General features: G+C 72.1%; 19 protein-coding genes. 6 read left to right on the top strand and 13 right to left on the bottom strand.

Annotation, left to right across the window (positions count from 1 at the left end):
- The first annotated feature begins 39 nt into the window (after positions 1-39).
- Both ACFQQI_RS07565 and ACFQQI_RS07560 read left to right on the top strand, forming a co-directional pair.
- Positions 40-5,790: a HAMP domain-containing protein gene (locus ACFQQI_RS07565; RefSeq protein WP_378560300.1), complete on the top strand. Its 5,751-nt coding sequence runs from the start codon at positions 40-42 to the stop codon at positions 5,788-5,790.
- Entirely contained in the window at positions 5,787-6,416 is a 630-nt protein-coding gene (locus ACFQQI_RS07560) for a two-component system response regulator (RefSeq protein ID WP_378560297.1), read from the top strand. Before ACFQQI_RS07565 ends, ACFQQI_RS07560 begins: the two co-directional genes overlap by 4 nt.
- Positions 6,417-6,434: 18 nt before the next feature.
- On the opposite strand, the gene ACFQQI_RS07555 is transcribed toward ACFQQI_RS07560, so the two are convergent.
- From ACFQQI_RS07555 to ACFQQI_RS07540, 4 genes are read right to left on the bottom strand one after another with little or no spacing between them, the layout of a single operon-like run.
- Positions 6,435-6,938 (bottom strand): SixA phosphatase family protein, encoded by a 504-nt coding sequence (locus ACFQQI_RS07555; protein WP_378560294.1) that lies wholly within the window; start codon positions 6,936-6,938, stop codon positions 6,435-6,437.
- Between the two features lie 22 nt (positions 6,939-6,960).
- On the bottom strand, positions 6,961-7,734 hold the full coding sequence (gene fabI, locus ACFQQI_RS07550; protein ID WP_378560291.1) for an enoyl-ACP reductase FabI: 774 nt from the start codon (positions 7,732-7,734) through the stop codon (positions 6,961-6,963).
- 3 nt (positions 7,735-7,737) lie between these two features.
- Positions 7,738-8,457, bottom strand: coding sequence for a beta-ketoacyl-ACP reductase (locus ACFQQI_RS07545; RefSeq protein ID WP_378560288.1), 720 nt, complete (start codon positions 8,455-8,457; stop codon positions 7,738-7,740).
- Between the two features lie 59 nt (positions 8,458-8,516).
- Positions 8,517-8,729 carry a dodecin gene (locus ACFQQI_RS07540; protein WP_378560285.1) on the bottom strand — a complete coding sequence of 71 codons (213 nt, stop codon included), beginning with the start codon at positions 8,727-8,729 and terminating at the stop codon, positions 8,517-8,519.
- Positions 8,730-8,771: 42 nt separating this feature from the next.
- Between ACFQQI_RS07540 and ACFQQI_RS07535 the strand changes: the two genes are divergently transcribed.
- Both ACFQQI_RS07535 and ACFQQI_RS07530 read left to right on the top strand, forming a co-directional pair.
- Entirely contained in the window at positions 8,772-9,101 is a 330-nt protein-coding gene (locus tag ACFQQI_RS07535; protein ID WP_378560282.1) for a DUF3099 domain-containing protein, read from the top strand.
- 140 nt (positions 9,102-9,241) lie between these two features.
- Positions 9,242-9,442 (top strand): acetone carboxylase, encoded by a 201-nt coding sequence (locus tag ACFQQI_RS07530; protein ID WP_378560279.1) that lies wholly within the window; start codon positions 9,242-9,244, stop codon positions 9,440-9,442.
- Between the two features lie 22 nt (positions 9,443-9,464).
- Here the strand turns inward: ACFQQI_RS07530 and moaA are convergent, their stop codons facing one another.
- Positions 9,465-10,454: a GTP 3',8-cyclase MoaA gene (moaA, locus tag ACFQQI_RS07525; protein ID WP_378560276.1), complete on the bottom strand. Its 990-nt coding sequence runs from the start codon at positions 10,452-10,454 to the stop codon at positions 9,465-9,467.
- Positions 10,455-10,498: 44 nt separating this feature from the next.
- Between moaA and ACFQQI_RS07520 the strand changes: the two genes are divergently transcribed.
- Entirely contained in the window at positions 10,499-11,479 is a 981-nt protein-coding gene (locus ACFQQI_RS07520) for an SURF1 family protein (protein WP_378560273.1), read from the top strand.
- On the opposite strand, the gene ACFQQI_RS07515 is transcribed toward ACFQQI_RS07520, so the two are convergent.
- The 5 genes from ACFQQI_RS07515 to abc-f all read right to left on the bottom strand — a co-directional run bounded on the left by ACFQQI_RS07515 (position 11,365) and on the right by abc-f (position 18,444).
- On the bottom strand, positions 11,365-12,120 hold the full coding sequence (locus tag ACFQQI_RS07515; protein WP_378560271.1) for an SDR family oxidoreductase: 756 nt from the start codon (positions 12,118-12,120) through the stop codon (positions 11,365-11,367). The two genes, ACFQQI_RS07520 and ACFQQI_RS07515, sit on opposite strands and share 115 nt — an antisense overlap.
- Positions 12,121-12,157: 37 nt before the next feature.
- On the bottom strand, positions 12,158-14,074 hold the full coding sequence (locus ACFQQI_RS07510) for a hypothetical protein (protein ID WP_378560269.1): 1,917 nt from the start codon (positions 14,072-14,074) through the stop codon (positions 12,158-12,160).
- 62 nt (positions 14,075-14,136) lie between these two features.
- Complete coding sequence (locus ACFQQI_RS07505) at positions 14,137-16,005, bottom strand: ABC transporter ATP-binding protein (RefSeq protein WP_378560795.1); 1,869 nt, start codon at positions 16,003-16,005, stop codon at positions 14,137-14,139.
- 25 nt (positions 16,006-16,030) lie between these two features.
- Positions 16,031-16,819: an enoyl-CoA hydratase/isomerase family protein gene (locus ACFQQI_RS07500; protein WP_378560267.1), complete on the bottom strand. Its 789-nt coding sequence runs from the start codon at positions 16,817-16,819 to the stop codon at positions 16,031-16,033.
- A gap of 26 nt (positions 16,820-16,845) precedes the next feature.
- Positions 16,846-18,444, bottom strand: coding sequence for a ribosomal protection-like ABC-F family protein (gene abc-f, locus ACFQQI_RS07495; RefSeq protein WP_378560265.1), 1,599 nt, complete (start codon positions 18,442-18,444; stop codon positions 16,846-16,848).
- Positions 18,445-18,514: 70 nt separating this feature from the next.
- On the opposite strand from abc-f, the gene ACFQQI_RS07490 reads away from it, so the two are divergent.
- Positions 18,515-19,435, top strand: coding sequence for a neutral zinc metallopeptidase (locus ACFQQI_RS07490; RefSeq protein ID WP_378560262.1), 921 nt, complete (start codon positions 18,515-18,517; stop codon positions 19,433-19,435).
- A 72-nt stretch (positions 19,436-19,507) separates the two neighbouring features.
- Here ACFQQI_RS07490 and ACFQQI_RS07485 read toward each other — a convergent pair whose 3' ends face one another.
- The 3 genes from ACFQQI_RS07485 to ACFQQI_RS07475 are packed head-to-tail and all read right to left on the bottom strand — an operon-like array spanning position 19,508 to position 22,924.
- Positions 19,508-20,428 (bottom strand): phosphotransferase family protein, encoded by a 921-nt coding sequence (locus tag ACFQQI_RS07485; RefSeq protein ID WP_378560259.1) that lies wholly within the window; start codon positions 20,426-20,428, stop codon positions 19,508-19,510.
- 10 nt (positions 20,429-20,438) lie between these two features.
- Positions 20,439-22,010, bottom strand: coding sequence for an ABC transporter permease (locus ACFQQI_RS07480; protein ID WP_378560256.1), 1,572 nt, complete (start codon positions 22,008-22,010; stop codon positions 20,439-20,441).
- Positions 22,007-22,924: an ATP-binding cassette domain-containing protein gene (locus ACFQQI_RS07475; protein WP_378560253.1), complete on the bottom strand. Its 918-nt coding sequence runs from the start codon at positions 22,922-22,924 to the stop codon at positions 22,007-22,009. The genes ACFQQI_RS07480 and ACFQQI_RS07475 overlap by 4 nt, the downstream gene beginning before the upstream one ends.
- Between the last annotated feature and the right edge of the window lie 6 nt (positions 22,925-22,930).

Below are 22,930 nucleotides of genomic sequence, written 5' to 3'. Positions count from 1 at the left end.
GGTCCAGTCGTCACCGCTACTGCGCTCCAGGAGGCCGACATGGCCGGTACAGCAACCGCGGCTCGCCGGGCCGGTCGCGGTACGACGAGCGCGGCACCGCCCGACACCGACGAGGTCCAGCTCCGGCGTCTGCTCGACGCCATGGCCGAGATGCGCGACGGCAACTTCCGCCGTCGGCTGCCCGCCTCCGACGGTCTCGTCGGCGAGCTGGCCGGCCTCTACAACGACATCGCCGAACGGCAGGACCACCTCGCGCGGGAGCTGACCCGGGTGCGCCGGGCCGCAGGCAAGCAGGGCAAGCACGAGGAACGGCTCCAGGCCGGCGCGGGCGAGGGTGCCTGGGCTGCGTCCGTCGACGCCGCCAACGGGCTGATCGCCGACCTCGTACGACCGACGGGAGAGCTCGCCCGGGTCGTCGCGGCCGTGGCCGCCGGCGACCTCGGGCACCGGATGGACATCACCGCGAACGGGCAGAACCTGCGCGGTGAGCCGCTGCGGCTGGCCCGCAGCGTCAACGTGCTCGTGGACCGGCTCTCCTCGATCGCCGACGAGATCACCCGGGTGACCCGCGAGGTCGGCACGGAGGGCAAGCTCGGCGGCCAGGCGAAGGTCCGCAGCGCCGACGGCTCCTGGCGCGACCTCATCGACGCGGTGAACACGATGTCGTCGCGGCTGTCGGCCCAGGTGCGCGACATCGCACTCGTCACGACCGCCGTGGCCGACGGGGACCTGTCCCGCACGGTCACCGTCGAGGTGTCCGGCGAGATGGAGCAGCTGAAGGTCATCGTCGACCGGATGGTCGACCAGCTCTCGTCGTTCGCGGTCGAGGTGACCCGCGTGGCGCGCGAGGTGGGCACGGAGGGCCGCCTGGGCGGCCAGGCGGTCGTGCCGCGGGTGGCCGGCACCTGGCGCGACCTCACCGACTCGGTGAACATCATGGCCTCCAACCTCACCAGCCAGGTGCGTGGGATCTCCTCGGTCGCGCAGGCCGTCGCCCGGGGTGACCTGACGCAGCAGATCACGGTGACGGCGAGCGGCGAGGTGGCCGAGCTCGCCGAGACGCTCAACTCGATGACGGCAACGCTGCAGACGTTCGCCGACGAGGTCACCCGCGTGGCCCGCGAGGTGGGCACCGAGGGCGTCCTCGGCGGCCAGGCCGCGGTGCCGGGCGTGTCCGGCACGTGGCGCGACCTCACCGACTCGGTGAACTTCATGGCCGACAACCTGACCAACCAGGTGCGCGACATCGCCCAGGTGACCACGGCCGTGGCCCGCGGCGACCTCAGCCAGAAGATCACCGTCGACGTGCGCGGCGAGCTCGCCGAGCTCAAGACCACCGTCAACACCATGGTCGACCAGCTCTCTGCCTTCGCCGCCCAGGTGACCCGGGTGGCGCGCGAGGTGGGCTCCGAGGGCATCCTCGGCGGCCAGGCCGACGTCCCCGGCGTGGGCGGCACCTGGAAGGACCTCACCGACTCGGTGAACTCGATGGCGAACAACCTGACCAACCAGGTGCGCAACATCGCCCAGGTGACCACGGCCGTGGCCCGCGGCGACCTCAGCCAGAAGATCACCGTCGACGTGCGCGGCGAGCTCGCCGAGCTCAAGACCACCGTCAACACCATGGTCGACCAGCTCTCGTCGTTCGCCGACGAGGTCACCCGAGTCGCCCGCGAGGTCGGCAGCGACGGCCAGCTCGGCGGCCAGGCCGCGGTGCCGGGCGTCTCCGGCACGTGGCGCGACCTCACCGACTCGGTGAACTTCATGGCCGGCACGCTGACCGCCCAGGTGCGCAACATCGCCGAGGTGACGACGGCCGTCGCCCGCGGCGACCTGACCCGCACCATCACCGTCGAGGCGCGCGGCGAGATCCTCGCCCTGAAGACGACCGTCAACACCATGGTCGACCAGCTCTCGTCGTTCGCCGACGAGGTCACGCGCGTGGCGCGCGAGGTGGGCACCGAGGGCCGGCTCGGCGGCCAGGCCGACGTCCACGACGTCTCGGGCACCTGGAAGGACCTCACCGAGAACGTCAACATGATGGCCGCGAACCTGACCTCCCAGGTCCGCAACATCGCCGAGGTGACCACCGCGGTCGCGAGCGGCGACCTGACGCGCAAGATCACGGTCGACGCACGCGGCGAGATCCTCGAGCTGAAGAGCACCGTCAACACCATGGTCGACCAGCTGTCGTCGTTCGCCGACGAGGTCACCCGAGTCGCCCGCGAGGTCGGCAGCGACGGCCAGCTCGGCGGCCAGGCCCGCGTGCCCGGGGTGGCCGGCACCTGGCGCGACCTCACCGACTCGGTGAACTCGATGGCGAGCAACCTGACCAACCAGGTGCGCAGCATCGCCGCCGTGTCGACCGGCGTCGCCCGCGGCGACCTGAGCCAGAAGATCTCCATCGACGCGCGTGGCGAGGTGGCGGCGCTCGCCTCGACGATCAACGCCATGGTGGACACCCTCCGCGCGTTCGCGGACGAGGTCACCCGAGTCGCCCGAGAGGTGGGCACCGAGGGCATCCTCGGCGGCCAGGCGCACGTGCGTGGCGTCGCCGGCACCTGGAAGGACCTCACCGACTCGGTGAACTCGATGGCGAACAACCTCACCAGCCAGGTGCGCAACATCGCCGAGGTGACCACGGCCGTCGCCAGCGGCGACCTGACCCGCACCATCACCGTCGAGGCGCGCGGCGAGATCCTCGAGCTCAAGACCACGGTCAACCGGATGGTCGACCAGCTCTCGTCGTTCGCCGACGAGGTCACGCGCGTGGCGCGCGAGGTGGGCACCGAGGGCAAGCTCGGCGGCCAGGCGCAGGTGGCGGACGTCTCCGGCACCTGGCGGCGCCTCACCGAGAACGTCAACCAGCTCGCGAGCACGCTCACCACGCAGCTGCGCGCGATCGCCGAGGTGTCCACCGCCGTGACCCAGGGCGACCTCAGCCAGCAGATCACGGTCGAGGCGCAGGGCGAGGTTGCCGAGCTCAAGGACAACCTGAACGAGATGATCGACAACCTCCGCGAGACCACCCGGACCAACGAGGAGCAGGACTGGCTGAAGACCAACCTGGCCCGGTTCACCGGGCACATGCAGGGTGGTCGGGACCTCTTCGACGTCGTCCAGCTGATCGTCAACGAGCTGACGCCCCTGGTCGGAGCCCGGCAGGGCTCGTTCTTCCTCTCCGACAACGGCATGGACGGCGACGGCACGCTGCGGCGGATCGCGTCGTACGGCTACCGCGCCCGTCGGTCGGTGCCGGACCGGTTCGCCGCCGGCGAGGGCATCGTCGGGCAGGCCGCCGCGCAGCGGTCCCCGATCGTGCTCGCCAACGTGCCGCCCACCTACGTGCGGATCTCCTCCGGGCTCGGCCAGGCGACACCGCTGAGCATCGTCGTGCTCCCGGTGCTCTTCGAGGACCAGGTGCTCGGCGTGGTCGAGCTGGCGTCGTTCGCGCCGTTCAGCGAGGTCCACATGCAGTTCCTCGGACAGCTGATGGAGATCATCGGCGTCTCGCTCAACGCGATCATCGCCAGCTCGCGCACCGAGGAGCTCCTGGTGGAGTCCCAGCGGCTCGCGGCCGAGCTCCAGGACAAGTCCGAGGAGCTCCAGACCCAGCAGGTGGAGCTGCAGCAGACCAACGCCGAGCTCGAGGAGAAGGCGCGGCTGCTCGCGGCCCAGAACCGCGCGATCGAGATCAAGAACCTCGAGATCGAGGACGCCCGGCGCGGGCTGGAGGACCGGGCGGAGCAGCTCGCCCTCTCGTCGCGGTACAAGTCGGAGTTCCTCGCGAACATGTCGCACGAGCTTCGCACCCCGTTGAACTCGCTGCTCATCCTCGCGCAGCTGCTCAGCGACAACGTCGAGGGCAACCTGAGCCCACGCCAGGTGGAGTACTCCCGCACCATCCACGGCGCCGGCACCGACCTGCTCCAGCTCATCAACGACATCCTCGACCTCTCCAAGGTCGAGGCCGGCAAGATGGACGTGCACCCGGCCGACGTGGCGGTCGCCGGCATCGTCGAGTACGTCGAGGCGACGTTCCGGCCGCTCACGGCGGAGAAGGACCTCCAGTTCTCGGTGTCGGTGGCGCCGGACGTGCCCCGCACGCTGCGCTCCGACCAGCACCGGCTCCAGCAGGTGCTGCGCAACCTGCTGTCCAACGCGGTCAAGTTCACCTCGGCCGGCGAGGTCGAGCTGGAGATCCACACGGCCCCGGGCCACCGGTTCAGCGGCAGCCCGCACCTCGACCACACCGACCAGGTCGTGGCGTTCGCGGTGACCGACACCGGCATCGGCATCCCCCCGGAGCAGCTCAAGGTCATCTTCGAGGCGTTCCAGCAGGCCGACGGCACGATCAGCCGCAAGTTCGGCGGCACCGGCCTGGGGCTCTCCATCAGCCGCGAGATCGCGCGCCTGCTGGGCGGCGAGATCCAGGTCGACAGCCAGCCGGGGCGCGGCAGCACGTTCACGTTCTACGTGCCGGTCCGGTGGGTCGAGCCGGAGGTCGCGCCGCCGGTCCCCCAGGTCACCGGCCGCGTCGCCGACGAGGCGACCCCACCGGCGGAGGATGTCGGCCGGGTCGAGGACGACGAGGGCCACATCGAGCGGAACGACGCGGTGCTGCTGGTCGCCCTCGGCAGCAGCACGCTCCGGACGGCCGCGGTCGAGCACGGCCGGGCGGCAGGGTTCAAGGTGGTCGCCACGAGCAACGCTGCCCGTGCGGCGACGGCGACCCGGACGCTCCAGCCGGCCGCGCTGGTGGTCGGCATGGACCTCCTGACGGTCGACGGCGACCCGTTGCTGCGGGTGCTGAAGGCCGATCCCGAGACCCGGCACGTCCCGACCGTCGTGGTGCACTCCGACGACGCGGAGGACGACGTGCTCGTCGGCCGGCACGCGGGCGCCTGGGGCGTCGTGCAGCCGGCGTCCCCGGAGCGCCTGGGCGCGGGCATCGAGGACCTGAAGGCGTACGTCGCCCGCAAGACTCGGTCGCTGCTGGTGGTCAGCGGCGCGGGCGCCGACAACCCGCCGGTGGTCATCGCCCTGTTCGGCGCGGTCCCCGACGTCGAGCTGCACGTGGCGACCAGCGTCACCGAGGCCATGGACGCCCTCGACGCGCGCGGCTACGACTGCGTCGTCGTCGAGCTCAAGCTCCCCGGAGGCAGCGGGTTCGACGTGATCAAGCGGATGCGCTCGCGCAAGGCCCTCCGCGGCGTACCGGTCGTCGTCAGCAGCGAGGGGAAGATCAGCGCCAAGGACGAGAGCCGGCTGCGCCAGTACGCCCGGACGATGGTCGTGAAGCATCCACCGACCGACGAGCGGCTCGTCGACGACGTCGCCCTCTTCCTGAACCGCGCCGGTGTCGAGCTGGCCGCCACCCCCGTGCCCGACGGGCAGCGCTCCGGAGGCGAGCCGATGTTCGTCGGCAAGCGGATCCTCATCGTCGACGACGACGTGCGGAACGTGTTCGCGCTGACCAGCGCGCTGGAGCAGTTCGGGATCGAGGTGGTCTACGCCGAGAACGGCGAGGACGGCCTGCTGGCGCTCGAGCGGGACCCCGAGATCGACCTGGTCCTGATGGACGTGATGATGCCGGGCATGGACGGCTACACCGCGATGCGGGAGATCCGACGGGTGCCGGAGTACCGCGACCTCCCGGTGATCGCGCTGACGGCCAAGGCCATGCCGGGCGACCGGGAGAACAGCCTGGCGGCCGGGGCGTCCGACTACGTGACCAAGCCGGTCGACATCGACCACCTGCTCTCCCGCCTCAGGACGTGGTTCTCGTGACGCACCGGGCGCGGATCCTGCTGGTCGACGACCGCGAGCAGAACCTGCTCGCGCTGGAGGCGGTGCTCGCCTCGCTCGACCAGGTCCTGGTCAAGGCATCCTCCGGGGAGGAGGCGCTCCGCGCGCTGCTGAAGGACGAGTACGCGCTGATCCTGCTCGACGCGCAGATGCCGGTCATGGACGGGTTCGAGACCGCCTCGCGGATCAAGGCGCGCACCCGCACGAAGGACGTGCCGATCATCTTCCTCACTGCGGCCGACACCGGGCAGCAGCACGCCTACCGCGGCTACGCCGCCGGCGGCGCGGACTACATCTCGAAGCCGTTCGACCCCTGGGTGCTGCGCGCGAAGGTGCAGGTGTTCGTCGACCTGTGGCTGGCCGGCCGGCGGCTCGCCACCCAGTCCGAGCTCCTGCGTCGCGACCTCACCGGCGGACTCGACGTCATCGGGGAGCTCGACGACCGGCTCTCGCTCGTCGAGGAGTCGGTCGCGGCACTGACCGACGACGGGCCCGGTACGCCGGCCCTCGACACCCTCGCGAAGCGGGTGCAGTCGATGCGGCAGGCCCTCGACGTCCTCGACAAGTCGATCCCCGCCTCGGGAGCGACCCGCCGCGAGTTCGGCTGACCCTCGCGGTTGGGGCTCTCAGCCGCGGCCCACGTGGAACGCCTCGAGCCGGGTCGTGCCCTCGCCGAGATCCGCCCACGCGCCGTCGTACGCGAAGACCGCGATCGCGGAGGTCGGGAAGTCGCCCATCATGGCGGCGACCGCGTCCGGAGCCCCGGTGCCGTCGTCGAGCAGCTGCGCCAGGTAGGCCATGGTCGGGTTGTGCCCGATCACGACCAGCGAGGTCGTCTCGGCCGGCACCAGCCGGATGATGTCGAGCGCCGCCTCCGGGCCGGCGCTGTAGAGCCCCCGGTCGAGGTCGGGCGCGAGCGTCCATCCGGCACCCGACGCCATGGCCTCCCAGGTCTGCTCCGTGCGCAGGGCCGCGGACACGAGCGCGTGGTCGGGGACCACGCCGTACGACGCCAGCCACGCGCCCGCCTCGGCGGCGTCGCGGCGCCCGCGGTCGGCGAGCGGGCGCTCGAAGTCGGTCGGACCGTCCTGCTCGGCCTTCGCGTGCCGGATCACCACCAGACGTGCCATGGGGGCACTCTAGTGGGCGTGGTCACGCTCCCATCGCGTGGAACCCGCCGTCGACGTGCACGATCTCGCCGGTGGTGGCCGGGAAGAAGTCCGAGAGCAGTGCACACACCGCCTTCGCCGTCGGCGTCTGGTCGGTGTTGTCCCAGCCGAGGGGCGACCGGTCGCTCCACATCGACTCGAGCTCCTCGAAGCCCGGGATCGCCTTGGCCGCGAGCGTCTTGAGCGGGCCGGCGGACACCAGGTTGACCCGGATGCCCTCCGGGCCCAGGTCGCGGGCGAGGTAGCGCGAGCACGACTCCAGGCCGGCCTTCGCGACGCCCATCCAGTCGTACGCCGGCCACGCGACGGTCGCGTCGAAGGTCAGGCCCACGACGGAGCCGCCGTTCGGCATCAGCGGCCGGCACGCCTGGGTCAGCGACATCAGCGAGTACGCCGACACCTGCACGGCCTGGGCGACGTCCGCCCACGGACCGCTGAGGAACTTGCCGCCCAGCAGCGTCTCCGGGTTGCCGTACGCGATCGAGTGCACGATTCCGTCCAGGCCGTCCACGTGCTCGCGGACCTGCGCCTCCAGGCCGGCCAGGTGGTCCTCGTCGGTGACGTCGAGCTCGAGCACCGGGGGCTCGGTGGGGAGCCGCTTCGCGATGCGACGCGTGATGCCGAGCGCACGGCCGAAGTTCGAGATCAGCACGGTCGCGCCCTGCTCCTGCGCGACCTTCGCCGTCGCGAAGCCGATCGAGCTGTCCATCGTCACGCCCGCGACGAGGATGCGCTTGCCCTCCAGGATGCCTGCCATCGGTCAGTGCCCCATTCCCAGTCCACCGTCGACCGGGATCACGGCCCCGGTGACGTACGCCGCGCCGGGGCCGGTCAGCCACAGCACCGTCTGCGCGATCTCGTCGGTCGAGCCGTAGCGGCCGAGCGGGACCTGCGCCTTGATCGCGTCCTTCTGGTCGTCCGTGAGCACCGCGGTCATGTCGGTCTCGATGAAGCCGGGCGCCACGACGTTCGCGGTGATCGACCGGGAGCCGAGCTCGCGGGCGATGGAGCGGGCCATGCCCACCAGGCCCGCCTTCGACGCGGCGTAGTTGACCTGGCCGGCCGAGCCGAGCAGGCCGACGACCGAGGAGATGAAGACGATCCGGCCCCGGCGCAGCCGCAGCATCCCCTTGGACGCGCGCTTCGCGAGCCGGAACGCGCCGGTGAGGTTGGTGTCGAGCACGGTCGACCAGTCGTCGTCCGACATCCGCAGCAGGAGCGTGTCGGCGGTGATGCCCGCGTTGGCGACGAGCACCTCGACGGGTCCGTGCGCCTCCTCGATCTGCGCGAACGCCGCCTCGACCTGCTCCGCGTCGGTGATGTCGCAGCGGACGTCGAGGGCGCCCTCAGGCGCACCGCCGCTGCGGGTCGTCACCGCGACGCGGTCGCCGTTCGCGACGTACGCCTCGGCGATCGCGCGGCCGATGCCACGGTTGCCGCCGGTCACGAGCACGGACCTGGGCTCTGGAGATTCACTCACGTGACGTGACGCTAGCGACTACCGATCAGTACGCCGAAAGGACCCGGCGTGCTGTCCGGTCAGTCGTCCTCGAGGCGGAAGCCGACCTTCATGCCGACCTGGAAGTGCTCGACCTCGCCGTCCTTGATCTGTCCGCGCACCTGGGTCACCTCGAACCAGTCGAGGTGACGGAGGGTGCGCCCGGCGCGCTCGATGCCGTTGCGGACGGCGGCGTCGATGCCGTCCGGGGAGGTGCCGACGATCTCGGTGACTCGGTAGGTGCGGTTCGTCATGCCCCGACAGTAGTGCCGAACCCCGCGACGTACGATGGACGAATGGCCAGAGAGGTGCACCGACACGGCACCCGACACGGCGACGAGCCGGTCCGCATCACCACGGCCGCCACCAGCCGGGAGGCCGACATCGCCGGCCGCCAGCGCCGCTACGTCGTGTCGATGGCGATCCGGACCGCCTGCTTCATCGGTGCCGTCGCCGTCGGGCCGGGTGTGCTGCGGTGGGTGCTCGTCGCGGCCGCCCTGCTCCTGCCCTACGTCGCCGTGGTCATGGCGAACGCCGTCACGACCAAGGACGACGGATTCTCCTTACCCAATCAGCAGTACGTCCGCGAGCTCGAGGAGCGCTCCGAGCGCGACACTCCGAACTGAGTGCCGCCCACTGTCTTGACTTCGCCCAACCGGGTGACAGAATCCGATGCGCGAGTCGGGTCTCCCCCGTCCTGACTCGCTGTGGTGCCGGACGGCTTCCCCCGTGGCTGTCTGGCACCACTTCATTTCAGGAGGAGATCGTGACCGAGGCCGAGGCGCCCGACACCTGCTCGGCGAAGGGCTGCCAGGCGGCTGCCGCGTGGGAGCTCCAGTGGAACAACCCGAAGCTCCACACCCCCGACCGGCGCAAGATCTGGCTCGCCTGCGACGCGCACCGGGAGTCGCTGTCGGACTTCCTGACCGCCCGTCAGTTCCTCAAGGACGTCGTGCCCCACGCCTGAGCGGGGTCAGCCGCCCCTCGCCTCAGCCGCCGATGGCGGACATCGGCCGGTCGGGCTGCAGGAACGACGGGTCGTCGATCCCGTGGCCGGGCCGCTTGCCGCGCATCGCGACGATCCAGCGGTCGGCGATCTCCTCGTCGCTCGCGCCCTCGCGCATGGCGGTGCGGAGGTCGGACTCCTCGCGCGCGAACAGGCAGTTGCGCACCTGCCCGTCGGCCGTGAGCCTGACCCGGTCGCAGTCGCCGCAGAACGGGCGGGTGACCGAGGCGATCACGCCGACCGTGCCGGGGCCGCCGTCGACGTGGAAGAGCTCGGCCGGGGCGCTCCCCCGCGGCTCGTCGACCGGGGTGAGCTCGAACTCGGCGTCCAGGGCCGCGAAGATCTCGTCGGCCGTGATCATGCCCTCGCGCGACCACCCGTGCTGGGCGTCGAGCGGCATCTGCTCGATGAACCGCAGCTGGTAACCCTCGGCGAGCGCCCAGCGCAGCAGCTCCGGCGCCTCGCGGTCGTTGATGCCGCGCATCAGCACCGCGTTGACCTTGACCGGGCCGAGCCCGGCGTCCCGGGCGGCCTCGAGGCCGGCGATCACGTCGTGCAGGCGGTCGCGCCGGGTGATGGCCAGGAAGCTCTCGGGGCGGATGCTGTCGAGGCTGACGTTGACCCGGTCGAGCCCCGCGGCGGCGAGCGTGGTCGCGGTGCGCGCCAGGCCGAGCGCGTTGGTGGTCAGGGAGGTCTCGACGCCGAGCTCGTGGGTACGCCGCACGATGTCGACGAGGCCACGGCGTACCAGCGGCTCACCGCCGGTGAAGCGCACCTCGCGGATGCCGAGCATGTCGACGCCGATCCGCACCAGCCGGACGACCTCGTCGTCGGTGAGCACGCTGTCGTCGGGCAGCCAGTCGAGCCCCTCTGCGGGCATGCAGTAGGAGCAGCGCAGGTTGCAACGGTCGGTCAGGGACACGCGCAGGTCGGTCGCGACGCGGCCGTAGCGGTCCTCGAGTCGTCTGTCCACACCTCGAGTCTAAGACCATGGGGGTCGCGGGTTAGCCTCGTCGCGTGCGGTCGTGGCGGTTCCTGCTCAGCCGACGGTGGCTGGCCTTCGGCGCCATCGTCGTGCTGCTGTGCTACGCCGCGTGGTGGCTCGGGCAGTGGCAGTTCCACCGCCTCGAGGACCGCAAGGAGAGCAACGCGGTCGTCCGCGCCAACGAGGACCGCCCGCCGACCGCCGTGGGCGACGTGCTCGCCCCCGGCCGACCGGTCGCGGAGGACGACGAATGGCGCCAGGTCACCGCGACCGGCAGCTACGACACCGAGAACACCGTGATCGTGCGCTACCGGACGCGTAGCGGGCAGTCCGGCATCGACCTCGTCGTACCGCTCGTGACCAGCGGCGGCGCGACCCTTCTCGTCGACCGCGGCTGGATGGCGGTGGAGAACCAGGGCAGCGCGCAGCCGAGCGACCTCCCCGCACCACCGAGCGGAGAGGTGACCGTCGAGGGCTGGGTCCGCGCGGACGGCACGGGTGAGAGCACCGCCGTCAGCGACCACTCCACGCGCGCGATCTCCAGCGCCGAGATCGGCCCGGCGATCGGGCACGAGGTGTACGGCGGCTTCGTGGTGCTCGAGTCCGAGGACGGCGAGCCGGCCGCGGGCCTGGAGCCGGTCGAGCTGCCCGAGCTCGACAACGGCCCGCACTTCTTCTACGGGCTCCAGTGGTGGTTCTTCGGAGTGCTGGCCATCGTCGGGTTCGGCTACCTCGCGTGGGACGAGCGCCGCACGCAGCGGGCCGCCGGCGCGGGCGAGCAGGGGCAAGCGGCCGTGCCCGAGCGCAAGCAGAAGCGGGCCGCGCGCAACGCCCAGAAGCAGAAGGTCAAGGCGGCCTACCAGCGGGCGTACGCCGAGGAGCGCGCCGCGCGCGAGGCTCACAGGGCCCGGAGCATGCCCCCGTCGACGGGCACCATCGCGCCGGACACAAAGGACGACGCCGGGGAGAGCAAGAAGGCCGCCACGCGGCCGAACTCCTCCGGCTCGCCGTAGCGGCGCAGCGGGATCGACGCGATCGAGGCCGCCCGGGAGGCCTCGGGATCGGGACTGGCGTCGTCCAGCTCCGCGACGCGGTCGGTCTCGACCCGCCCGGGCAGGAGGCCGTTGACCCGGACGCCCGTCGGGCCGAGCTCGTCGGCGAGGGTCTTCGCGACCATGGCGAGACCGGGGCGCAGGCCGTTCGAGATCGCCATGTCGGCGAGCGGCGAGCGGACGCTCGACGAGAGCACGAGCGCCAGCGAGCCTCCTGACGGAAGCACCGTGCCGATCGCGCGGGCGATCCGCACGGCACCCAGGAAGACCGACCCGAAGGCCGCCGTCCACTCCTCGTCCGTGATCGCGGTGACCGGTCCCCGCGGCGGCCCGCCGACGCTGACCAGGGCTCCGTCGAGGCGGCCCCACCGCCGCTGCGCGGCCTCGATCAGCAGGCCCGGCGTACCCGGGTCGGCGTTGTCGGCGGCCACGGGTTCGACGGCCTCGCCGAGGAGCTCCCGGGCGGCCTCGAGCGACGCACCGGTCCGCCCGGAGAGCACCACCCTGGCGCCCTCCGCCACGAGCACGTCGGCGGTCGCTCGGCCGAGCCCGCGCGCTCCCCCGGTGACGACGTAGACACGGTCGGCGAGGTCGAGGTCCATGCCCCCGAGGCTAGGACCTCGACCCCGCTGTCCCCCGTCAGCGGGTCACGTAGACCCCTTCGATGTGCACGGGCTTGCCGTGGGACGTGACCTCGATGACGAGCTTCCCGTGGTGGACGACCTTCTTCAGGGCGCCGATGCGCACGACGTGACGGTCCGCGCCCGTCCCGCGGTCGAGGCGCTTGGTCCCGACCACGCGCCCGCCGAGCGTCACCGTCACCCGCCCCGACGTCGGCCTGACGCGCAGCGCGACCTGGCGCGCCATCAGCATCGCCCCCCACTCCAGCCGGGCGCCCTGCTGCCGAGTGCTGAGGACGCCGTGGTGCAGATGCCAGCGGCCCCGCCGGTCGAGGATCTTGCGGGCCGGGTACGGCGTCGTCACGCAGGAGGCGCGCGGACCCCACGGGCCGGTCGCCGAGAAGTCCTTGCTGGTGCCGTGGGTACGCGCCTGCAGGCAGTACGTCGACCCGGCCTCGACGGTGAAGGTCCCGGACGCGGGGAGGTTCCAGCCGACCAGGGCGAGCTCGCGCACGCTCATGTTCGGGTGCGACTTCTGGGCACGCACGTCGTACGACCCCGGCGTCAGCCAGCTCGTGCTCGCGCGGTACCTGATCGTGTTGCCGGGCAGCCACCGTGCGCCGGACACCGCCCGGACGCGCGTCAGCGCCACCGGGATCTCGAGGTCGGCGGCGTAGCCGTTGGCGGTGACCAACGCGAGCGTCCTGGTGCCGAGCACCCCGAGGTCGAGGTCGCTGCCGCCGGCGTCCACGCCCGGCACGGTCGCCACGGGCGACGGCTTGGCACCGAGGCGGTCGACGACGAAGCGCACTTGGCCGTCGGACGCCGACGACCACGCGACAACGATGTTGCTGCGGTTGTCGGCGGCGATGTCGGCGTGGCTCACGCCCGTGGCCAGCGAGGTCAGCTTCGGCGCCTGACCCGGCTGGATGGCGGCCCGCACGAGTCGCCGGTCCGGGGTCACCCAGGCGAGGTTGTCCTCCTGCACCCGGTCGGCGGTCGCGACGTGGACCCCGCCGGTGCCGGCCAGCACGGAACCGAGGTCCGTCGCCTGCGTGGGCCACGTGCCCTTGGTGTCGGCGGTGACCGATGCGACCCGGGTGTGGGCCCCGTCCATCCAGAGCAGCAGGGTGAAGTCACCCGCCCACTCGACGCCCGCGGGCGTCGCCACCGGCGCCGGCGTCACGAGGGGCTTCACGGCGTCCGTGCTCCACCCGCCGCCGCTGGTGGTCGAGGTGACGAGCTCCTGGCCCCTGGCGCTCGTGCGGACCCACGCCGCGTGCAGGAGCCCCCGGCGGTCGACGTGGAACGCCGGGTCACTCTCGGTCGTGCGGGATGCTGGAGTGACGGACCACGCACCGTCGTCCCCGAGCTGGGTGTACCCCACCCGGTATCCGCCGGTCGGCATCGCGCTGACGGTCAGGATGGTCGGCGTGTGCCCGCTGCCGACGATGACGAGGTCCTGGCGCACCAACGTGTCGCCCTCGGCCACCGGTGCGGCCAGGAACGTCGAGTCCGGCCCGAAGGATGCGTGGGAGGCGCGGCGCTGGATCCGCGAGCCGGGCTTGCCTTCCTCGGTGACCGTCCAGCGTCGCCACCCGACGCCGTAGGCGTCGAACTCGGTCTCGTCGGCGACGACGGCGTCGCCGATCCGGGTCCAGGCCGCGCCCGGCTGGCGCTCGTACGTCGCCCCCGTCGGCATGGCCCCGGGGCCGGCCTCCAGGAACGTGGCGGTCGCGTAGCCGTCGGGCGAGGCGTGGACGCCGGTGAACCCCTGGGCCGCGGTGCTGAGCCGCGACGGGGCGGACCATGTCAACGGCGGGCCCTTCGGGTCCGGCGGTGCCGCACCGGCGCCCGTCGGAGCGGCTGCTCCGACGAGCGCCGCCGCCAGGGCCGCGGTGACGACGGTGATCGATCTCTTCCGGCTGTGCTTCATGGGTCCCCCGTGCTGGTTGTGTCAGTGCGACGATCACCTAAGCGCACGGAGGGTGGAATCCGTTACACGGGCACCGGCGGGTCGGCGATGAACTGGGTCCGGTAGAGGTCGGCGTACAACCCGCCCTCGGCCAGCAGCCGGGCGTGGGTGCCGCGCTGAACGACGCGGCCGTCGTCGACGACGAGGATCTGGTCGGCGTTGCGCACGGTGGAGAGCCGGTGCGCGATCACCAGCGACGTGCGGCCTTCGAGCGCGGCGTCGAGCGCGCGCTGGACCGCGGCCTCGGACTCGCTGTCGAGGTGGGCGGTCGCCTCGTCGAGCACCACGATCGCGGGGGCCTTGAGCAGCAGCCGCGCGATCGCCAGTCGCTGCCGCTCGCCGCCGGAGAGCCGGTAGCCGCGGTCGCCGACCACGGTGTCGAGACCGTCGGGCAGCCCGCGGACGAGCGTCGCGACCTGGGCGGCCTCGAGGGCGTCCCAGACCTGCTCGTCGGTCGCGTCGGGGCGCGCATAGAGGAGGTTCGCGCGGATCGTCTCGTGGAACATGTGGGCGTCCTGGGTGACGTAGCCGACGACGTCCTCGAGGGAGTCGAGGGTGGCGTCGCGTACGTCGGTGCCGCCCACGCGCACCGCGCCCTCGCCCGCGTCGTAGAGGCGCGCGACGAGGTGGGTGATCGTGGTCTTGCCCGCGCCCGACGGCCCGACCAGCGCGATCATCTCGCCGGGCTCCGCCGTGAACGTGATGTCGGTGAGCACCTGGCCGCTGTCGCGGCTGTCGGTGCGGGCGATCGCCTCGAGCGAGGCGAGCGAGATGTCGTCGGCGCGGGGGTAGCTGAACGCCACGTGGTCGAACTCCAGGCGCCCGGTCGAGCGGGGCAGCACGACGGCGTCCGGCTTCTCCTCGATCAGCGAGGGCAGGTCGAGCACCTCGAAGACCCGCTCGAAGCTGACCAGCGCGGTCATCACGTCGATGCGCACGTTCGAGAGGCCCTGGAGCGGGCCGAGGAGCCGGACCAGCAGGGTCGCGAGCGCGAGCAGGGTGCCGACGGTCAGCGTGCCGTCGAGGGCGAGGTGCCCACCCACGCCGTACACGAGCGCGGTGGCGAGCGCCGGCACCGCCAGCATCGCGGCCATGAACACGCGCTGGATGAGGGCGATGCGGACGCCCAGGTCGCGCACCACCGCCGCCTTGTCGGCGAAGACGACGTCCTCCTCGTCACGGCGCCCGAAGAGCTTGAGCAGCATGGCGCCGCCGACGTTGAACCGCTCGGTCATGGCGTTGCCCAGGTCGGCGTTGCCGTCCATCTGCGTGCGGGTGAGGCCGGCCAGGCGGTTGCCGACCCAGCGCGAGCACAGGTAGAGGAGCGGGAAGAGCACGAGGCAGAGCAGCGTGATCTGCCAGCTGAGCGCGATCATCGCGATGCCGACGACCACGACCGAGATGACGTTGGAGACCGCGCCCGACAGGGTCGAGGTGAAGGCGCGCTGCGCGCCGATCACGTCGTTGTTGAGCCGCGACACCAGCGCGCCGGTCTGGGTGCGGGTGAAGAACGCCAGCGACTGCCGCTGGACGTGGCCGAAGACCTCGGTGCGCAGGTCGTAGATCAGGCCCTCGCCGATGCGGGAGGAGAGCCAGCCGACGAGGATGGTGAGCAACGCGTCGAAGATCGCCACCGCGGCCATCGCGAGCGCCAGCGTCGTGACCAGCCCGCCGTCGCCGGCCAGGATGCCGTCGTCGACGATCCGCTGCACCAGCAGCGGCGAGACCACGACGAGACCGGCGTCGACGACGGTCAGCACCAGGAAGTAGGCGATCAGGCGGCGGTGCGGCGCGGCGTACTGCAGGACGCGGCGCAGCGTGCCGCGGGCCAGCGGCCGGTCGACGGCGCTGCGGTCGGTCCGCAGGGACCGGAACGCCGGTCCCATTCCCATGCCTCCCGACACGATCCCTCCTTCGTCAGCCTCCCAGGAGGCCGGCCAGCTCCCGGAACCTCCGGATCTGGGCCTCCCGCTCGAGGCGGCGCTGCTCGTCCAGGCTGCGCTCGGCAGCGCCCTGGAGCAACGCCTTGGTCTCACGCACCGCGCCGGCCATCGGAGCGGTCAGGGCGGCGACGAGGTCTGCGACCGTGGCGTCCAGCTCCGCGGCGGGTACGGCGGTGAGCGCGAGCCCGATGTCGACGGCCTCCCGTGCGCCCACCATCCGCGCCGTGGCGCAGATCTCCAACGCCCTGGCGTACCCAACGCACTCGACGAGGGGCTTTGTTCCCGTGAGGTCGGGCACCAGTCCCAGCGCGGACTCCTTCATGCACAGCTGGGCGTCGTCGGCGAGCACCCGCAGGTCGCAGGACAGGGCCAGCTGGAAGCCGGCGCCGATGGCGTAGCCCTGCACGGCGGCGATCGTCACGAAGCGCGGGTCGCGCAGGAACGTGAAGCCCTGCTGGTAGGCGTCGATGGTCGCCGACACCTCGTCGTCGGAGAGCCCGAGGAGCCCGGCGACCGACTCCTGTCCAGAGGAGTTCGTCGGGTCGAGCATCGCGCGGTCGAGGCCGGCCGAGAAGGAGTGCCCCTCCCCCTTCAGGACGACGACGCGCACGTCGTCGGCCAGGTCGGCGCCGATGTCGGCGAGCGCACGCCACATGGTCGGCGTCTGGGCGTTGCGCACGTCGGGCCGGTGCAGCGTGATCGTGGCGACCGGTCCCTCGACGTCGTACTTCAGGCCGGCCTGCTCCAGGGTCTCTGCGTCCATGGTGCGCACCATAGACCGGGGCACCGTCAGGCCAGCGAGACCAGGTCGGCGTACTCGGCGTTCCAGAGATCTTCGACACCGTCGGGCAGGATCAGCACCCGGTCGGGCTCGAGCGCGAAGACCGCGCCCTCGTCGTGGGTGACCAGCACGATCGCGCCCTCGTAGCTGCGGATCGCGGCCAGCACCTCCTCGCGGGAGGCGGGGTCGAGGTTGTTGGTGGGCTCGTCGAGCAGCAGCACGTTGGCGCTCGAGACGACGAGGCTCGCGAGGGCCAGCCGGGTCTTCTCCCCGCCGGAGAGCACCTTCGCCGGCTTGTGGGCGTCCTCGCCGGAGAACAGGAAGGACCCGAGCACGGAGCGGGCCTCGGTGTCGGTGAGCTGGGGCGCGGCGCCCTGCATGTTCTCGAGCACGGTGCGCTCGACGTCGAGGGTCTCGTGCTCCTGGGCGTAGTAGCCGATCTTGAGGCCGTGGCCGGGGACGACCTGACCGGTGTCGGGCCGGTCGATGCCGGCGAGGATCCGCAGCAGCGTGGTCTTGCCGGCGCCGTTGAGACCGAGGATCACGACGCGGGAGCCCTTGTCGATCGCGAGGTCGACGTCGGTGAAGACCTCCAGGGAGCCATAGGACTTCGACAGCTCGGCCGCGGTGAGCGGCGTCTTGCCGCACGGCGCCGGCTTGGGGAACGCGATCCGCGCGACCTTGTCGGCCTGCCGCTCCGCCTCGACGCCGGCCAGCAGCTTCTCGGCGCGCTTGAGCATGCTCTGGGCCGCCGTCGCCTTGGTGGCCTTCGCGCGCATCTTGTTGGCCTGGTCGGTGAGCGTCTTCGCCTTGTTCTCGGCGTTCATCCGCTCGCGCTTGCGGCGCTTCTCGTCGGTCTCGCGCTGCTGGAGGTAGGCCTTCCAGCCCATGTTGTAGACGTCGATCTCGGCCCGGTTGGCGTCGAGGTGGAGGACCTTGTTGACGGTCTCCTCCAGCAGTCCGGTGTCGTGGCTGATCACGATCAGCCCGCCCTTGTGGGCCTTGAGGAAGTCCCGCAGCCACAGGATCGAGTCGGCGTCGAGGTGGTTGGTCGGCTCGTCGAGGAGCAGGGTCTCGGCACCGGAGAAGAGGATCCGAGCCAGCTCGACGCGGCGGCGCTGACCACCCGACAGGGTCTTCAGCGGCTGGCCGAGCAGCCGGTCCTCGATGCCGAGGCTGTGCGCGATCTGGGCGGCCTCCGACTCGGCGGCGTACCCACCGCCGGCGTGCAGCTCGGCGTCGGCCCGCTCGTAGCGGCGCATGGCCTTCTCGCGGACCTTGGGGTCGTCGCTGGCCATCTGCTCCTCGGCGAGGCGGAGGCGGCGTACGGCGTCGTCGAGGCCGCGCGCGGAGAGGATCCGGTCGCGGGCCAGCACCTCGGGGTTGCCGATCCGCGGGTCCTGCGGGAGGTAGCCGACCTCCCCGGTCGTCTGCACGTTGCCGGAGGCGGGCAGCGCCTCGCCCGCGAGGATCTTGGTGAGCGTCGTTTTGCCGGCACCGTTGCGGCCGACCAGGCCGACCTTGTCGCCGGCGGCGACCCGGAAGCTGACGTTCTCCATGAGCAGGCGCGCCCCCGCCCGGACCTCGAGCTGGTGGGTGGTGATCATGAGGACTCGAGTTTAGATGTGGGTACGGTCGTTGCTGACAATCGGCGGCACGTCTGGGGAGGGCACGGTCATGCGGTTCAACCCGAAGGCACGGCTCGACACCCGCCGTACCTCCGACGCCGGCCGCGGCGGCGGTGGCCGCTCCGGCGGCCTGCCGATCCCCGCCGGCGTCGCGGGCGGCGGTGTCGGCGGCCTGATCGTGGTCGTGATCATCGTCGTGGCGACGATGTACCTCGGCGGGGGCGACGGCGGCGCGGCCCCGGCGTACGACACGGGGCGGATGGCCGACACCGACCGCTACGCGTCGTGCCAGACCGGCGCGGACGCCAACGAGTCCGCCGACTGCGCACGGGTGGCGGTCGAGAACTCTCTCTACGACTTCTGGTCCCAGGCGCTGCCGGGCCAGTCGGCGACGGCGTTCACGCCCGAGGAGTCGCTGCGGACCTTCTCCGGCGCGGTCTCCACCGGCTGCGGATCGGCGTCGGCGTCGGTGGGGCCGTTCTACTGCCCCACGGACCGATCGATCTACCTCGACACGACGTTCTTCGACGACGTGCTGGAGCAGCAGCTCGGCGGTCCGTCGGGCGCGTTCGTCGAGCCGTACGTGCTCGCCCACGAATACGGCCACCACATCCAGAACCTGCTCGGGACCATGGGCCGAGTCCGGACGCAGCAGGGGCCGCGCAGCGACGCCGTACGACTCGAGCTTCAGGCGGACTGCTACGCCGGCATGTGGGCCGGCGCCGCGACCGGCACCGAGGACGCCGGCGGCGCCGTGCTCATCTCCGACCTGACCCGCGAGGACGTCGACCAGGCGATCGCCGCCGCCACAGCCGTCGGCGACGACCGGATCCAGTCCGCCTCCGGAGGGAACGTCGACCCCGACTCCTGGACCCACGGGTCGGCCGAGCAGCGGGTCGACTGGTTCGTCCGCGGCTACGAGCGGGGCTCGCTCGATGCCTGTGACACCTTCGCGCCTGGCGCCCTTTGAGCGCCGCCCTCGGGATAGTCCGTCACGAAATGGTCGCCGACACGCCGCGGCGGACAACCAGAAGGTGACGGACTATCCCGGCGACGGGCCCTGGACGAGCGCCTCGATGTGCGGGAACTGCCGCTGCAGTGCGCGCAGGTGCGGGGCGACGGCGGGGTGGCGGAACTTCCCGGCGAGCGCGCCCTCACCTCGAGCGGCCTGGGCCAGGGCCCACTCGGCGCGGTTGAGCACCGTGTAGACGGCGGTCACGCGCGCGCCCAGGGTGACCTCCTCCCGGGTCGCCAGGCCGTCGGGCAGGCCCATCAGGTAGGCGTCGATCAGCGGGTCGAGCTCCTCGCGGGCGGCCAGGGCGAAGTAGCCGAGGTCGGCGCCGACCGGGCCGGTGCCGAGCGTGGCCCAGTCGATGGCGACGACGTCGTCGCCGTCGCGCCCGAGCAGGTTGGCGGGTACGGCGTCGCCGTGCTGCGGCACCTGTACCAACGCATCGGCGGCCGCCAGCAGCTCGGCCCGACGCGACCACAGGTGGTCGGCGACGTCGGCGACCGTGGTGCGCGCGAGCGTCTGCCAGCCGCCGTTGCGCTCCACCCGCGCGAGCCGGTCGTGGAGCTGGTTGCGCGCCAGCCAGGGTGCGGCCGCGAGGTGGGAGCCCGCGAAGCGGCCGAGCGCGTGGGCGGCGAACAGCCCGGTGATCGCGGCGTCCTCGACCCACTCCTCGGTGATCGTGATGCCGTTGTCGTCCTCCTCGACCGCCGCGCTCCCGGTGGCGCGCAGGCCGGGGGTCTCGACGACCGTGCCGGCGGTGATCACGTCGGCGGGGCGCCGCCAGTAGGCGAAGTGTCGCGGGTTCGAGAGCTCGGGCGGGTCACCGTCGAGAGGCGCGGCGATCCGCTTCACGACGACGGGCTGGTCGCCGAGCACGGTGCGCCACACGCCGACCGTCGACCCGCCGGTACCGCCCGGCAGGGCGACCCACCCGGGCTGGGGCTGCCACATGGATCGCAGGCTAGTGGACGTCGCGGCGCAGGAAGGCCAGCTGGCCCGCGACACTCAGGAGCGTGGCGAGCGCGGCGAGGCCGAGGAACGGCACCACCTCGAAGCTGTCCGCCGGCACGAACGCCAGGTGCTCGAACGGCGACAGGTCGCGGAACCACTGCGGCAGGCTCAGCGCCTCGCCGAAGAGCAGCACGACCGTGGCCACCAGGAGGAGCAGCCACGCGGCCGGGGCGGCCCGCGGCAGCACGCCGTACAGCAGCCGAGCGAACCCGCTCAGCACCAGCACGGCGGGCAGGTACGCCGCGCTGGCTGCCGTCATCCGGAGGACGGCATCACCCTCACCGGTGACGAGCGCGTACGCCGTCCCGAGGCCGAGGCCCGCGCCGGCCAGCACGACGACGCTGCCGAGGACCGTCACGACGACGTGCCCCAGCAGCCATCGCGACCGCGGCAGCGCCGTCGCGAGCAGCACCTCGACGCGGCCACCTTCCTCCTCGCCGCGCGGCCGCAGCGCCGACGCGATCGCGAAGCCGCACGCGAGCAGCGCCAGCATCACGATCAGCGTGGCGTAGAAGGCGTCCACGACGTTGTCCCTGCCCTGCAGGATCACGTCCTGGCTCAGCTCTGAGTCACCGACGATGTCGCCGACGTCGCTGCCCAGGGTCCCGAAGCCCAGGCCCATCAGCACCAGGCCGCCCAGCCAGCCGAGGAACGCCGGCCGCTGCAGCCGCCAGGCGAGCCCGAGACCGCTGCCGAGCGCGGGTCGCGCGTACGCCGGGCCGGGCCGCGTCGCCACCACGCCGGAGCCGTAGTCGCGGCGGTCGTAGACGGCGTACCCGCCCGTCACGGCGACCGCGGCGGCCACGAGCAGGCCCAGGCACGGCCACCAGCGCAGGCCCGAGAACGCATGCATCCCCTGGTACCAGCCGATCGGCGAGAGCCAGCTGAGGACGGGCGCGCTCACGTCGCCGATCGCCCGGAGCGCGTACGACAGCCCGATCCCCGCGCCGGCCAGGCCGTACGCCGCGCGTGTGGTGCTGGTCAGCTGGGCGGCGAGCAGTGCCGTGCCGGCGAAGAACCACCCGCACAGGGCCAGGCCCACGCCGAGCCCGAGCGAGTCCGGGGTCGCCAGGCCATAGGCGATCAGGCTGGCCGAGACGAGCGCGCCGGCCACGACGCTGGCGAGCAGGGCGTCGAGCACCGCGGCGGTGGTCGTCGCGTAGCGGCCGACCGGGGCGGCCCGGAGCAGCTCGTCGCGCCCCGACTCCTCCTCGGCGCGGGTGTGGCGGCCGATGATGAACATCGCCATCAGGCCGACGACGATCGCGCCGAACGCGGTGGACTGCCAGGTGACCTGGCCGCCGGTGGTGTTGAGCGCGCGGGCCGGGCCGGTCATCGCGATCAGCGCGGCGTTGTTCTCCATGCCGGCGGCGGCACGGTCGAACTCCTCCTGCGTCGCGTAGAGGCCGTCGACGCTCCATGCCTGGCTCACGTAGAGGAGCGCCGTGCCGAGACCGAACCACACGTAGAGCCAGCGGTCGCGCTTGAGGAAGACCCACAGGAACGTGAGGGTGCCGGTCACACCTCCTCCTCGGCCGTCTCCTCGATCCGGTCGCCGTAGTGGCGCAGGAACAGGTCCTCCAGCGTGGGCGGCTGGCTCGTCAGGGCGCGCACCCCGGCGGCCTGGAGCGTGTCGAGCACCGGGTCGAGCGCCGTGGTGTCGACCTCGAGGTGCACCCGGTGGTTGTCGATCTCGACACCGTGGACGCCCGGCAGCGCGTCGAGCCCGACCGGCGTCGAGGCGAGGTCCGCGGTGATCGAGGTCCGGGTGAGATGACGCAGCTCGGCGAGGGTCCCGGACTCCACGGCCCGGCCGGAGCGGATGATCGTCACCCGGTCGCAGAGCCGTTCGACCTCCGCGAGGATGTGGCTGGACAGCAGCACGGAGTGCCCCTCGCTGCGGAACGCGTCGACCTGGTCGCGGAACACCGTCTCCATCAGCGGGTCCAGGCCCGACGTCGGCTCGTCCATGACGAGGAGCTCGACGTCGGAGGCGAGGGCGGCGACCAGCGCGACCTTCTGCCGGTTGCCCTTCGAGTAGGTCCGCCCCTTCTTCGTGGGGTCGAGCTCGAAGGCCTCGACCAGCTCCTGGCGACGGCGCGGGTCCAGCCCGCCGCGCAGCCGGCCGAGCAGGTCGATGACCTCTCCCCCGGTCAGGTTCGGCCACAGGTTCACGTCTCCGGGCACGTAGGCGAGCCGCCGGTGGAGCTCGGCGGCCTCGCTCCACGGGTCGCCGCCGAAGAGGCGCACCTCGCCGCCGTCCTTGCGCAGGAGGCCGAGCAGCACGCGGATGGTCGTGGACTTGCCGGCGCCGTTGGGCCCGAGGAACCCGTGCACCTCCCCCGGCACCACGGCGAGATCCAGGCCGTCGAGGGCGCGGAAGCTGCCGAACTTCTTGACCAGCCCGCGGATGTCGATGACGCGTTCGTCGGTCACGGATCG

Origin of the sequence: Nocardioides sp. GCM10030259 (assembly GCF_042666375.1) — a bacterium.
GTDB lineage: Bacteria > Actinomycetota > Actinomycetes > Propionibacteriales > Nocardioidaceae > Nocardioides.
This window is presented reverse-complemented; position numbering and strand designations above follow the sequence as displayed.

What these genes read in the sequence shown, in the direction of transcription:
- ACFQQI_RS07555 (WP_378560294.1), bottom strand. Translation starts at nt 6,938, where the DNA reads ATGGCACGTCTGGTGGTGATCCGGCACGCGAAGGCCGAGCAGGACGGT.
- ACFQQI_RS07540 (WP_378560285.1), bottom strand. Translation starts at nt 8,729, where the DNA reads ATGACGAACCGCACCTACCGAGTCACCGAGATCGTCGGCACCTCCCCG.
- ACFQQI_RS07490 (WP_378560262.1), top strand. Translation starts at nt 18,515, where the DNA reads ATGCGGTTCAACCCGAAGGCACGGCTCGACACCCGCCGTACCTCCGAC.
- abc-f (WP_378560265.1), bottom strand. Translation starts at nt 18,444, where the DNA reads ATGATCACCACCCACCAGCTCGAGGTCCGGGCGGGGGCGCGCCTGCTC.
- ACFQQI_RS07505 (WP_378560795.1), bottom strand. Translation starts at nt 16,005, where the DNA reads ATGGGAATGGGACCGGCGTTCCGGTCCCTGCGGACCGACCGCAGCGCC.
- ACFQQI_RS07500 (WP_378560267.1), bottom strand. Translation starts at nt 16,819, where the DNA reads ATGGACGCAGAGACCCTGGAGCAGGCCGGCCTGAAGTACGACGTCGAG.
- ACFQQI_RS07485 (WP_378560259.1), bottom strand. Translation starts at nt 20,428, where the DNA reads ATGTGGCAGCCCCAGCCCGGGTGGGTCGCCCTGCCGGGCGGTACCGGC.
- ACFQQI_RS07565 (WP_378560300.1), top strand. Translation starts at nt 40, where the DNA reads ATGGCCGGTACAGCAACCGCGGCTCGCCGGGCCGGTCGCGGTACGACG.
- ACFQQI_RS07510 (WP_378560269.1), bottom strand. Translation starts at nt 14,074, where the DNA reads ATGAAGCACAGCCGGAAGAGATCGATCACCGTCGTCACCGCGGCCCTG.
- fabI (WP_378560291.1), bottom strand. Translation starts at nt 7,734, where the DNA reads ATGGCAGGCATCCTGGAGGGCAAGCGCATCCTCGTCGCGGGCGTGACG.
- ACFQQI_RS07515 (WP_378560271.1), bottom strand. Translation starts at nt 12,120, where the DNA reads ATGGACCTCGACCTCGCCGACCGTGTCTACGTCGTCACCGGGGGAGCG.
- ACFQQI_RS07535 (WP_378560282.1), top strand. Translation starts at nt 8,772, where the DNA reads ATGGCCAGAGAGGTGCACCGACACGGCACCCGACACGGCGACGAGCCG.